The 14100-nt window shown below is 37.6% G+C and carries 9 protein-coding genes; 3 read left to right on the top strand and 6 right to left on the bottom strand.

Features of this window, described 5'->3' with window-relative positions:
- Nucleotides 1-14: 14 nt before the first annotated feature.
- The 3 genes from MKY46_RS02560 to speB form a co-directional block, all read right to left on the bottom strand.
- Nucleotides 15-647 carry a YidC/Oxa1 family membrane protein insertase gene (locus tag MKY46_RS02560; RefSeq protein ID WP_101966469.1) on the bottom strand — a complete coding sequence of 211 codons (633 nt, stop codon included), beginning with the start codon at nucleotides 645-647 and terminating at the stop codon, nucleotides 15-17.
- 24 nt (nucleotides 648-671) lie between these two features.
- Entirely contained in the window at nucleotides 672-947 is a 276-nt protein-coding gene (locus MKY46_RS02555) for a hypothetical protein (protein WP_036121509.1), read from the bottom strand.
- A 247-nt stretch (nucleotides 948-1194) separates the two neighbouring features.
- Nucleotides 1195-2067, bottom strand: coding sequence for an agmatinase (gene speB / locus MKY46_RS02550; RefSeq protein WP_036121512.1), 873 nt, complete (start codon nucleotides 2065-2067; stop codon nucleotides 1195-1197).
- Nucleotides 2068-2385: 318 nt separating this feature from the next.
- Here speB and MKY46_RS02545 point away from each other — a divergent pair, with 318 nt between their 5' ends.
- Nucleotides 2386-4458, top strand: coding sequence for a transglycosylase domain-containing protein (locus tag MKY46_RS02545; RefSeq protein WP_271912331.1), 2073 nt, complete (start codon nucleotides 2386-2388; stop codon nucleotides 4456-4458).
- Nucleotides 4459-4801: 343 nt separating this feature from the next.
- Here MKY46_RS02545 and MKY46_RS02540 read toward each other — a convergent pair whose 3' ends face one another.
- A complete protein-coding gene (locus tag MKY46_RS02540) occupies nucleotides 4802-5320 on the bottom strand; it encodes a YwhD family protein (RefSeq protein WP_036121521.1) in 519 nt (172 codons plus the stop codon).
- Between the two features lie 164 nt (nucleotides 5321-5484).
- Between MKY46_RS02540 and MKY46_RS02535 the strand changes: the two genes are divergently transcribed.
- Nucleotides 5485-5670: a 2-hydroxymuconate tautomerase gene (locus tag MKY46_RS02535; protein ID WP_004231516.1), complete on the top strand. Its 186-nt coding sequence runs from the start codon at nucleotides 5485-5487 to the stop codon at nucleotides 5668-5670.
- Nucleotides 5671-5761: 91 nt separating this feature from the next.
- A complete protein-coding gene (locus MKY46_RS02530; RefSeq protein ID WP_036121527.1) occupies nucleotides 5762-6418 on the top strand; it encodes a class A sortase in 657 nt (218 codons plus the stop codon).
- A 620-nt stretch (nucleotides 6419-7038) separates the two neighbouring features.
- On the opposite strand, the gene MKY46_RS02525 is transcribed toward MKY46_RS02530, so the two are convergent.
- Both MKY46_RS02525 and MKY46_RS02520 read right to left on the bottom strand, forming a co-directional pair.
- The gene (locus MKY46_RS02525) at nucleotides 7039-12228 is read right to left on the bottom strand and encodes a collagen binding domain-containing protein (RefSeq protein WP_340833700.1); all 5190 of its coding nucleotides are present in this window, start codon (nucleotides 12226-12228) and stop codon (nucleotides 7039-7041) included.
- A gap of 381 nt (nucleotides 12229-12609) precedes the next feature.
- Nucleotides 12610-13917, bottom strand: a complete 1308-nt coding sequence (locus MKY46_RS02520) for an HD domain-containing protein (protein WP_080717019.1) — start codon at nucleotides 13915-13917, stop codon at nucleotides 12610-12612.
- Nucleotides 13918-14100 lie beyond the last annotated feature (183 nt).

Below are 14100 nucleotides of genomic sequence, written 5' to 3'. Positions count from 1 at the left end.
AGAGAAGTTTCATTTTATCTATACCATTTTTTAATGATTAATTGTTGAACTATTAATAATATAGCACTAACTGTCCAATAGATAGGGATAATCGCTGGATTGAACAAACTAAAAATGAGGATCATGATTGGATTAATGAACACCATAATCTTCATATTAAGTGGTTGGCTTTTCTCTAAGGAGAAAACACTTTGCATCAAATAAATCAAACAAGCAATAATCGAAATGCCAATATCTATCGTACCTAAATTCATCCATAGGAAATTTTCACTTGCGATGACGGTATCTAACTTAATCGCGTAATACAGTGAAAATAATACAGGCAATTGAACAATAATAGGTAAACAGCCTAATAAAGAACTTTTCAATGAATCTGACGTTAATGCTTGCATTTTTTGTTGTACTATTATTTTTTCAGATTCATTTTGACTGTTCTTATATTTAGTGGTAAGCGCATCTAGTTCAGGCTTAATGGCTGACATTAGTTCTTTCGAGCGCTTTTGATGTTTTGCAGATTGAATAAATAGCGGCATTAGAATTAATCTTACTGCAATCGTAATGCCAATGACACTCACTGCATAGCTACCTGTAAATGAATGGATGAAATGAATGAAGTAAATAATCGGTTGTGCTAAAAAGGTTAACAATGATATTCCTCCTAGTTTAAAAGTTTACATGAAACTAGGAGATACACTTTCTTCCTCACTGTTTTCCGACGTCCTAATACATAGAACAAACCACGTTAGCATAGGTGGAGTCCAAGTATTCGTGATATTATAGTCAACTTCAAACGCTTCGTCCTTTACTTCTTGAATTGTTATTTTATTAACCAGATACAGATGCAAATGAACACTTAGCACAGTTAAAACCAAAGAAGCTAATAGCCAAAAGTATTCCATTGTACTGACAATAATGAATAAATCATTGATGAGAAGTGACCAAATCATAATACTCCTCCTTCCTATCACTAATTAAATTAAAGAACCATACATTCTACTGACCAATAGATGACAGTTGTTTCATCAATTTTTCTCTCTTCTATAAAATAGAAACTATTACTTAACTTATCTACGCAACTACGTAAAATAAGTTTCAAATTTATGACGTATAGCTATTCTTCATTTCAATAGAAAATACAAAATGGGGCAAGCCTATAGCTAACCCCATCCAATCAATCTGTTTTCAATGCTTTATTTATTTTACCCAGCCTAAAATCATTTCTCGTAATAATTTAGAAGCTGTGTTTGCCGTCATTTCTGATGAATCATAGATAGGTGCGACTTCTACTAGATCAAAGCCTACAACATTTACACCACTAGCTGCTATCGCGTGGATGGAAGCTAGTAATTCTTTTGATGTAATACCTCCACAATCTACTGTACCAGTGCCTGGAGCGTGTGCTGGATCTAAAACGTCAATATCAATCGTTACATACACATTGCGTCCAGCTAATGTTGGTAAAACCTCTTTTAACGGCTCAAGCACTTCAAATTTTGAAATGTGCATGCCGTTTTCCTTTGCCCATTCAAATTCTTCTTTCATGCCTGAACGAATGCCGAAAGAATAAACATTTTTCGGTCCAATATGTTCCGCAATTTTACGAATTGGTGTTGAGTGAGAAAGTGGTTCTCCCTCATATTCCACACGTAAATCGGTATGTGCATCAAAATGAATGATGGCAAGATCATCATATTTAGCAGAGACAGCCTTCATAACTGGCCAAGACACTAAATGCTCCCCACCCATACCGACAGGAATCTTGCCATCTGCTAATAATGTTTCAATAAATTTTTCGATTTCATCTAATGAGCGCTGTGCATTCCCGAAAGGTAGTGGAATATCACCAGCATCAAAGTACTTTACTTCCTCAAGCTCCCGATCTAGATATGGGCTATACTCTTCAAGACCGATCGATACCTCACGGATACGCTGTGGACCGAAACGTGATCCTGGACGGTAACTTACTGTCCAGTCCATTGGCATGCCATAAATAACGGCTTGTGCATCCTCATAGGTAGGATGACTTTTTATAAAAACATTTCCTGAATAAGCTTCATCAAATCTCATTGCTTGCCCTCCGTATCATTAACAAATTGTATTGATTATCAATTCTCTTCAACTTCTTCTATTATGGCTTACAGGATTGTAATGAAACCTGTATCCTTTCGTCCTCGTATACATTATTGGAACATCTAGCAAATTTCGATTAAAATCTACAAGGTGTGATTTTTCTGTCGAATGCTCGCATTTCAAGTAGTACAAAAAAAGTATAGATGTTTTTGAATAAAGTGCAATAGTTTTTAGTTAGAATTTCGATTAAAGATGAGTGTTCAAACACATACTAAAGCTAAAATTAGAAGTTGTAAGAAAACGAGGTGAAGTCGGATGAAACGAAAAAGCTATCATCGAAAGCAAAAGCGTGTAAAGCGCACACGGAAATCCCTTACTCTTTTTGTCGCCTTTGCATCTGCAATTGTCGTAGCATTTGTCGCTCTACGCATCTATGTTCAAGTGGCTGGTGCACCGCCTTTAACCGTACCGAAAGCTTCCATCTTCTTAGATGAAAATGAGAACCAAATTGGAGATCACTTTACAAATCAACGACGTTATTGGGTTGGTCTTGATGAGATGTCACCTTATTTAAAAGAAGCAGTAGTTGCTGTTGAGGATAAAGATTTTTATAAACATGGTGGTTTTGATTATTCACGTATTGCTGGTGCCATTTTAGTGGATATTAAGGCGGGCGGAAAAGTCCAAGGGGCTAGTACCATTACGCAACAATATGCACGTAATCTTTATCTTTCCCATGAAAAATCTTGGACACGTAAATTAAATGAAGCCCTGTATGCTTATAGATTAGAAGTTTTTTATGACAAGGACGAAATATTAGAGGGCTATTTAAATACGGTATACTATGGACACGGCATGTATGGAGTAGAAGCAGCAAGTAGATTTTACTTCGGTAAATCTGCCGCTGATTTAACACTTGCGGAAGCTGCAATGCTAACAGGCGTACCAAAGGGACCAAGTATCTATTCACCTATTGCCAATTTAGAAAAGGCTACGAATCGCCAAAACGTAATTTTAAAACTAATGGCGGATCAAGGTGCCATTACACAAGAAGAAAAAACACGAGCTGAAAATGAACAGCTTGTCTTAAAAAATGATAGCTGGGTTGCCACAAAATCTGTCGCCCCTTATTTCCTTGATGTGGCATGGCAAGAGGCTAGCGAAATTTTAAAGTCAAAAAATCTCGATATTAGCGAAGGTGGCTGGACAATTCAAACAACGCTTAATCTGGAACACCAGAAAGCCGCTGAAGAAGCAGTAGTAAAAAACATGCCTGCCAATGATCTTCAAACAGCATTCGTTAGTATGGAATCGAAATCAGGTGCTGTCACTGCATTAGTTGGAGGTCGTGACTATTCAGTAAGTTCATTTAACCGTGTCACACAGGCTAAACGTCAACCAGGCTCTACTATTAAGCCGATTTTATATGCAGCGGCACTAGAAAATGGTTACACACCGCTTACATTTTTAGATGTTGGTGAGACAACCTTTACTTATGATAATGGACGTGGCACTTATGCACCTAAAAATGTCAATGGTCAGTTTGCAGATCATGATATGACGATGGCTCAAGCGATTGCGATCTCAGACAATATTTACGCCGTAAAAACGTTAGAGGACATTGGCTTCAAGGAATTTCATGACATGGCAAACCGTTTTAGTGTAGGGATTGGTGCTAAAGATAATTTATCTATCGCTCTCGGTACAATTGAAACGACATTATATGAGATGACGAATGCTTATAATATTTTAGCATCTCAGGGACAGCAAACCATTCCAACAACCATTGTGTCCATAAAAAATGCTCATGGAGACGTTATTTATGAAAATAAAGATGTTTCAAGCAAGGCGGAAACGGCCATTTCAAAAGAAAATGCATACATTTTAACTGAGATGATGACAGGTATTTTTGACCCGGTTTTCAGTGATTATTCTCCTGCTACAGGCATTAGTATTCGTTCCCGCATGACACACACCTATGCGGCTAAATCAGGTTCTACCAATAGTGACCAATGGCTAATTGGTTTTACACCAAGTCTAACTGCTGGTGTGTGGAACGGCTATGATCAGGGTAAAAACCTTACAACGAAGGAAGATACTGCTGCCACTAAGCAAATTTGGATTGACTTTATGGAGAGCGTCAACAAAGGAACGAAAAATGAGGATTTCAAAAAACCTAAAGGTGTAGAGGGCGTTGTCATTGATATCGAAACAGGTAAACTCGCTACTGATGCTTGTCCAAAACAACGTCTTGTTTATGTAGAAGCTAAGGATGTACCAACTGAAAAATGTACAAACTTCGATATTCTCGACAGTGATACATGGGGAGAATTTTGGAACATGCTGCCATTCTCACTTTTTAAAGGTGATGATAAAAATAAACAATAATGCGGAAACCTTTTTGAACAGCTCTCGTTCTATGTTATGAAGGCTCTCGACAAAGTAACTAATAGACGAATAAATAAGAAAAGCTTTCTCTTCCCCGGAGACGTGTCCGTGGGAACAGAAAGCTTTTCTTTTTTTATGGTACGCGAAGTATGAGCATCATGGGGCATTTGGCTTGGGTTTGGGTTATTCAAATGCCGCATAGCGCTCATCATATTCGCGATACCAAGTGTCCTAGCTTACTAAAATGTAAGCTCTGCATCAAGTGTACTTTGTTTCAAACCCACTTTCAACCTAATATCGAAAGCGATCGCAAAATGTCACAGATTGTTCAATCATTATTGGTCTATTCGACAAATAAGTCTTGACGCAGTTGCTCATCACTACGTCCCCACAAATCTGGATTAAGTTGCTCTAGGAAAGTAGCCAACACTTTTTTAGATGGTGCATCCATATGCTCTACAATAATCTGACGCTTCATGGATTTATCCATTTTGTTCACATGATCAGCTAGAATTTTATAGCCACGTCTCTTTTCACGGTTAACGACCATTTCACAAGCTGTTACACCCGCATAATAGGGTCCATCTTCTTTATGGTCTACCGTCACCCACACTAACCAATAGGATTTCCCACCTTCTGAATCAGCACGGTCCATCGTAAATTTAATACCTCGCTCAACATCACTTCGTGCATGCATGGCACCAATTTCAACAGTAGCTGTCCCCTCTTCTACATCAATCATAACAGGCGATACATTCTCTAATGAAAGTGAACCAATTCCAAACCCTTTATGTCCATCTGTTGGATCGTTTTTTATAATGGTAAAACCCATTTTTTGTTTTGGTTTTTCTTCATTTGCCATACTTAAATATCCTCCATTCTGCTATTATAAAGGAAAGCATATCGCGTATATTTTGTCGTATAACACACTATTTCTAACGCGCACTTATGCCTCAACGCAAGTAAGAAGTTTATACTTTCTTATAAACTAACTATACAACATTATTCTATAAAGGAGGCAATATTATGCCATACGTAACAGTGAAAATGCTTGAAGGTCGTACAGAGGAGCAAAAACGCGCCCTTGTAAAGGAAGTAACAGAGGCCGTTTCGCGTACAGTTAATGCACCTGCAGAAAATGTAACAGTTTTTATCGAAGAAATGTCAAAAAACCATTATGGGGTTGCAGGCGTTCGTTTTAGTGATAAATAAGATGAAGATGGGTAGAGCATCTTAGCTCTACCCATTTTTAAACTGACAATCATCGTTCCGTTATTTCAATAACTAGGATGTGTTATACAAAATGAATAAATTTAGACTGACCTTGCTCGTTTGCGTGTTACTTTTTGGCCTATTATTAATATTTATTAATCCGATTCAACATGCTATTATCGCTCATTTGAGTGACCAATTAAATACAACTGACTACAGCGTTAAAGACATTGAAAAAAACAAAAAAGCAGCAGCTGATTTTGAGTTTGAAGCCGTTCAATCATTATCTATCGCTGAGGTACTCCAAGCACAAGTAAAAGCTAGTAATATGCCTGTTATCGGCAGTATTGCTGTTCCAAGTGTACATATGCAGCTACCAATTTTAAAAGGTGTTGGCCATTCTGTACTTGCTATTGGAGCAGGTACGATGAAACCCAACCAACAGCTCGGTCAAGGGAACTATGCATTGGCTGGTCACTACTTTGAGGAAAAAGATATTTTATTCAGCCCACTCTATCAAGCACAAATTGGCGATATCATCTATATCACGGATATGAAAGATGTCTATGAGTATAAATTAACAACGAAAAAAATCATTGCTGCAACTGATGTTTATATCATTGACGATATTCCCAATCAAACTACACTAACATTGATTACATGTGCAGAAAAAGGTTCTAAACGACTGGCATTACAAGCAGATTTTGTTCAAAGCTACTCGTTAGAAAATGCCAAAGGAACCTTTTGATGCAAGCAATACGCAAAAAGCGCCATCCTAAAAAGGATGACGCTTTTTCATAGTGTTGAAAAACAAAACCATCCATAGAATTTATGTGAAAGGTGAAAAAGGATTTCCGTTGCAGGCTACTTGCTTTCCTGTGGGCGAGCGCCGAGCCGCTTCCTCTGCTACCGCTCCGTTTAGAGGCTCGCCTGTCTCGCTATTCCCACGGGAGTCAAGTAGCCTTCCACTCCAATCCATAAAAATGTTCACTTTTTTAGCAAAAAAGTGAAGGTATTCACTACTCTTTTATGGAGGGGTGTTGTCACACATCACTTCTCCACATTGAAAGTAAGAGGCTATCCTCTCTTATAATATAAATAATGGGCTATTTTGTTCAGGAAAAGACACTTTTGCAGAATGGTTGATTGGAGTGGAGCCAGCGTCACTCCTAGGGGATTTAGCGTCACAGAGGAGACCCTGGAGCGAACGCAGTGAGTGAAGCGGCTCATCGGACGCCCCCTGGAAAGGACGCTGGCGGAACGGAAATCAACCCCTCGCCTTACAAAATTGCTTATTATGCCGTTGACATTACCTTTTTTCAACAACATGAAAAAGCGCCATCCTAAAAAGGATGACGCTTTTTCTTATTATACCTCTGTTTCACGGCGGCGCATAAACCATACTGCCCCAGCTACAAGTAGTAAACCAACAAAGACAAGAGCTGTTTGATTTGCTCCATCTGTTTGTGGTAATTTACCTTGTGCTCTTAGCAGCGCTTCTAAGCGTGCTGTGTCTGCCTTGATTTGATTAATATCAATCGCTTGGGCTACCTCTGCCTGTTGGTCTTTAGATAGCTTACTATATCTATTAAGGAAATCTTTATAGGCATCTAACGTATCTTTTGTAGCGTTAGATGGATGATATGGTGGTAATTGCTTCCCTTGATCAATCACATTTTGTACTGATGTACCACCATTATCAGGGGTCGTTGGTTTGTTAGGATCTGTCGTTGGCTTACTTGGATCCACTGGTTTATTTGAATCTGTGTTCGGCTTATTTGGATCTACCGGTTTAGTTGGATCTGGATTTGGATTATTTGGATCTACTGGTTTAGTTGGATCTGGGTTTGGATTGTTTGGATCTTCTGGTTTAGTTGGATCTGGATTTGGGTTAGTTGGATCTACTGGTTTAGTTGGATCTGGGTTTGGATTGTTTGGCTCTACTGGTTGTCCTGGATCTGTTGTAGGTGGTGTCGGCTGTATTTTAGCCTCACATGTATTACCTACTGTAACTGTCCCAATAATGGTATTACCATTCTCCCTAACTATATATTTACCCGGTTTGATCAATGAGTGGTTAATCGTAATTTGCCCTTTGCTATCTGTAACAAATTCTATTAACCCATTCTCTTCTACCGCTTTACCATTTTCATCTGTAAACGTAACTTTCACACCTTCACGTGGCTGACCATACATATTGTTAATTGTTAATGTGAAGTTTGGACAAGCTGGAGCAATAGGTAATTCAGCTTTACAAGTTTGTTTATAAGAAACTTCAATTTCGCCTAAATAAACTTTGTTGTCGTAAACCTCGTACTTTCCTGCAGGTACATCTTCAGAAATAAATGTAATACTACCATCTGCTTCTATCACTGTTGAAATAATGTTACCTTGTTTATCTTTAATGACAACATCTTTACCAGCCTTAACCAACACATTATTTTCATCTTTCAATGCTACAGTAAAGCGCTCGCAAGCCGGTTTTGGTTGAACCGTTGCTTGACAATGAATATTACTTGCGAAATCGCCAATTTTATTGCCATCCTTATCAAATACTACGTAAACACCTGGTTCTAAATCTTTTAATTCTACTTTACCGTCTTTTGTTTCTTCAGTAGCTACCGTCTTGCCATCTATATCTTTAATTGTTACTTCCGTTTTATCTGCTACTAATTCTCCATCAACATCTTTGACCGTTAATTCGAATGTTTCGCACTTCGGTGCTTGTATAATTGTAAATTCATAATCGCAGCTTTTCTTGTACGTTAGTGTGACTGTACCTAAGAATTGATTACCCTCATACAATGTATATTCACCAGGTTTTACACCATTAGTAGGATCGTTTTGATTGGATTCAACAATAAACTTACCTGATGCGTCAGGAGATACCTTTGTCACTACTGTAGTACCTTGCTTTAATGTTAATTCTAAAATATTAGTACGAATATTACCTTGATCATCTTTCACAACAATTGTGTAGTTTTCACATTTTGGTACTGGTTGAACCTCAGCTTTACATCCGCCGTCATATTTCACTGTTACCTTCCCTAATTCACCTTCAACTGAATGAGTTACTGTATACTCACCAGCAGTAAAATGATTCGGTAATGTCACTTTGCCATTTGTTACTGTGTACGGCGCTGTTTCTATACCATTGTGATCCTTTAATGTAACTGTGCCTGTTGTAATGGAATGACCATCAACATCCTTAATCGCTATTTCAAATTGTGTACAACTACCACCAATGATTGGTGTTGTATTGACAAGTTGTGTAATGAAGTCTGGTTGCTTATCTAGTGTCGTGTTTTCATCTAACTTAAATTTAAAGTCAGACATCTTACTATAACCAGTTGGTGCAGCTACTTCACGAATAAGATAATCGTTGTACGGTACATTTTCAAATGTGAATTCACCATTTACATCTGTAGTAGCTGTTTGGATAATATATTCATTCGGTTTTGCAGTTTTTTTAATAAGTTGGAATTCAACACCAGCTAAATTTTCTTTAAATTGGCCTGTAGCTGAATCGATACCAATCTTTTTAAATTTAGCACTGCCTCGTGTTGACGTAAAATCTGATTCAGAGCTACTAAAGCTAAATTTATCCTTATAGTCGCTCTCTGTTTTTTGATTAGCTTTTGTTTGACCCGTATAATGCAATGTTGCTGTATTTTCCAATGCATCCCCAAATTGACCAAAGCCTATTGTTTTATACTGTACTTGATACCCCTTTTGATTTAAATCAGGAAATTCGAGGCTAAAGCCACCTTGTGTATCGAATGTGACCGTTACCCCTAATTGCGAAGGTGTTTGCCAAGTAGTTCCTTTTTGAATACCAGTTTTAGATACTGTATATGGTGTTAATAGAATACTACTTTCCAATAACATTAAATTATTACCTGGTAAATCTGTTAAGATGACATTTTGACCTAAATTAGAATGAGATCTATTCACATCTAATGTCCAAGTAATTGTTTCTGTATTCGCGTTTTGTTGTGGTGTATTTTTTGTCACTAAATTATTCGCTACATCCTCGTCAATCGTTACTGGCTTTGATTCAAGCGTAAATTCTTGCGTACCTTTTGTTTTAAATGTGGCATCATTCGTGTAAACATTCCCTCTATCAGTAGCCGTATCAGAACCAATACCTAAAATATGATCGTCATCCATTGTGTTATAACGAACAACGTATGCTTGGTAGTTTATGTCTCCTGCTAAGGAATCACTGAATTTTAATGTAAAGCCTTTATCTGATTCAGCCGAGATTGTGTAATTACTCGAGTTAATCGGTGTAGTACCAATCGTTCCACCTGTATCACTACCACCTAAGTCAGTTAAAGGTAATACTTCAATTGTTCCTGGTAAATACTTATGTCCCTCACCAACTGTATCAATTAAAACGGCTCCATTAATATCCTTTTTATTGATATTCACTTTCACATCCCATGTAAATCGCTGCGTGGAGTAGTTAAAGGTTCCCGATTTGCTGCCATTGTTAACAGTAGTTGACTGTGGGATATAACTCGTTGAAGATGACTTTTTATATGTTTTACCGCCACTAGTCCACTCTGTAGCAGCTGTATTGCCATACCCTTGCTTTTGTACAGTACCCTCATCACCAATTGCGAAGCTCGTTTGATAAGTGATAGTTGATGTACTACCTGCTGGTACATTAATACCTGAAATTGTAAAGCCTTTTTTCTTATCTCCATCAATTAGAATATAAGTAGTTGCTATACCATTAAGCTTTACAGTGTTATCTATTAACTCATGCACCCCATCTGCAGCACCTGCTGTAAATGTATCTGTTAGTTTTAGGTTGTTAATTGGTTTAGTTGGATTATCAGATATAATGTCGACCGTCCATGTAATTACTTTTTTATCAAAATCAACTGTATATGATTTTTTTAATAAGTTTTCTGTAAGTGCATAGTCTATATTCTTCTCTTTACCTGAACCACTTGTCACACTATTGTTAAACAGACCTGCTTCATTTTCATAAAAATCCTGTTTAGTATAGTTCGCATCATACACTATTGTATAGGCATCTGAAATACCGTTATCAAAGGTTAATGTGAAACTTTTAACATCTCCAGTTGCAGGAGTAGGAGTAATAGTAAATCCACTTGTTACTCTATTAGCTTCCGAAACTGTTGTCGCCACATTGCCAGCCGCATCATTCATTTTATATACTTTAATGCTTGATGCATCAATTTCGTGAGGACCTTGGATTGTATCTTCAATATAGGCATCAGCTTGATCGATACTTAACAGATTATGATTATAATCAATACGCCATTTTGTTTCATAGTTTGTATTGCTCACTAGCTTTTTATCTAGTGCTTTACCATACGTAATGGTGTGAGTAGCCGTATTAGAAGTTTCTAGTTGCCCATTGTTAGTAAATAGTACCTTGTTATGAAAGTTAACTGCACCATCACGTTTATCAGCATCTAATGTTACAGACGTTTTGTACGTAATTTTATATGCATATTTACCAGTCAACTTACTTTCAATATCGCTCCAACTACCATTTGTAAGAACATTTGTTTCAGTACTTGTTCTTACACCATTAAGACCAACCACATATTGATATACATTCACGGAATTAGCCATAATTTCATGTGATGTTGGATCGTCTGTCAAAGTTGGATTGCTTAATGATTTACCCGCTTCATTAACCCATACTTGCCATTCCATTTCATGGTTACCACTTGCTGTTGGTGTAGGAGTGCCTAGTTTTGACTTACTTACCTTTTTGTTGCTTGTTGAAGGTAAAAAACTAAATTGAGCTTTAATTATCTCACTACCACCAGTGGCTGCTGGAATTTCCAGCTCTTGCTCAATGTTATCAGAAAGGAGGTTAAATCCAGAATTAAATGTAATGCTTAATTCCTCCGGTTGAGAGCTGCCTGAGCCTGGTTCCATACCGCTTAACTCTACACGTACTTTATTATCTGTAGTTACATAATTATATGTGATACCGTTCACTGTTCTGCTTCCTGTAAATGCCCCATCAAAGTCAATTAATGATTGCGGCAGTTGGAATTCAAACCAGCTCCCGTCTCCCCATGCTTCGCCTTGACTATCTTGCATTGGTACGGAAAATTTAACAGTGAAGTTAGCTGTTGTATTTGGATCTAGCTCTGTACCAAATTCACCTGCTCCAACCGTTGTTCCACCAATTTTCATCACAAATGATGATAGTGAAGCTGGAATTTCTTGAGCCGCTAATGGTGCCTCATTCATTGGCAATGTTTTCACAGGCTCATCTGCTGCTTTTTCTTCTTCAGGAGCCTCGCCCTCAGGAGCTTGCTCCGTGTTTTCATTTTCCGATGGAGTTGTAGAAAGGTCTTCTTCACCTGTGTTGTCTTCTGTCAAATCTGTGCCATCGTCGACAGGCGTAGATAGGTTTTCTGCCATTCCGGCCTCCGCACCATTGTCATTTGCGACTGGTGGTGTTGAAAGGTCATCTGCTGCAAATGCTGACAGTGGACTTAGTAGTGTTTGGAACACTAACAACATGGTCAGCATAGCAATGTTCATTTTTTTCCTCATGTCTCTCCTCTTTTCTAATAGATAGAGAGCTTGAATTGTTTGCTATGACGATAGCTTCCTTTCACTGTTTAGGAAAGGCGTGCTACAAACAATCAGTTGCTCCCTCTTTCCTAAAATTAACTTGTCACTCTTGTGAATAAAAGCCAAATTGTATGCTAACATAGGTCATAAGAATTAACAAATTATAGCCTTTTTCACTTTTTTATTTTATAAGCGCTACTTTTGTGACACCTACAATAATTGGCCTCACCCCCCTTTAGGATTTTTGTTCCATTATAACTAGGGGTCCTGAACAAATTCTAAACAAATCATGTATACATACAAAAAAGCAGTAAACAACGCTCTTATTTGAACGTGTTTACTGCTTTGTTTATTCTTATTTTATTTGCTGTCTTCTCTTAACAGTGTTAAGATTTGTTTTTTAATAGTTGAGTGAATAGAGTCATCCTCTAAGAAATCTAATGGAAAATAGATTTTATGGTCTCGTTTCATACGACCTGAAATGGAATCAACGATGATGGATTCACGCGAAAGCTCTCGTAGCTCGCCATTTTTCATTTCTAGAAAAATCGGCACACGCACCTCTTCCTCCCCAGGTCTATAAAAATCATAGGGCAAATCTGCCGTTGTATCATGAACAAGATAATAATCTGGATTCAGGTCTGCTTGCTTGAAAAGCTCTTGTAGTTTTTGATATTTATCTAGCTCAACACCGGGATCTAAATCAATGTATTGGAATAGCTTACGATTAACAAAGCGACGACTTAAATCACTTAGAATAGCATCACCCTCTTGCATCCATAGCTGAAAATATGTAAAAAGTATACTCTCATCTAAAGCAAGATAATCCTCTAATGTAATAGCATTGCGAAAAAATGCTAAGAAGTGAGTAGGTTCATGCTTAAATGTATAACCTTCTTGGCTTAATTGTTTAACTCTTTTTAAAATATTATTTAAAATAACTTCCGCACTCCGTGACACAGGGTGGAAATAAATTTGCAAGTACATTTGATAGCGGCTCATAATATAATCTTCCACTGCATGCATGCCTGTTGCTTTAATAACCACTTGGTTTTTACGTGGACGCATTACTCTTAAAATCCGCTCCATATCAAAGTGACCATAGCTGACACCTGTAAAATAAGCATCACGTTGTAAGTAATCCATACGATCCGCATCAATTTGGCTGGAAATTAAACTGATGACTTGCTTATTCGGATATGTCTTTTCAATCACTTGCGAGACCTTTTCTGGAAAATCATCTGCTACTTTTCTTAAAACAGCATTTACCTCTGTATCCCCTAATAAAATTTGCCTTGTATAGTATTCATGATCCAGCTCGAAGACATTTTCAAAGGCATGTGAAAATGGACCGTGCCCTAAATCATGCAAAAGGGCTGCACATAATACTAATAGTCTTTCCCCTTCATCCCAATCGGGACGACCGACGAAGATATCATCTACTATGCGGCGTACAATTTCGTAAACACCAAGTGAATGACTAAAGCGGCTGTGTTCCGCCCCATGAAATACTAAAAATGTGGTACCTAGCTGACGAACTCTGCGTAAACGCTGAAATTCTCTTGTACCCACTAAATCCCATATCACTTGATCGCGAACATGTACATATCGGTGAACAGGGTCTTTAAATACCTTCTCTTCTTGTAATTTAGCGTTTGCATATGTCATTTGGATAGCACCTCCATTTTGTGATAGTTCTATTATATGCCATAAATCTAGGACTAGCATACTTATTAACTTTTTTCTATAGATACTAACAACCTTTTTTCGCCATATGCCTATTTATTGTAAATTTCTATTGATCTAATATTCACAGCAACTTAAAAATATACAAAGCAAATGCTATACCTA

Source organism: Lysinibacillus sp. FSL M8-0355 (assembly GCF_038008985.1).
GTDB lineage: Bacteria > Bacillota > Bacilli > Bacillales_A > Planococcaceae > Lysinibacillus > Lysinibacillus fusiformis_D.
This window is presented reverse-complemented; position numbering and strand designations above follow the sequence as displayed.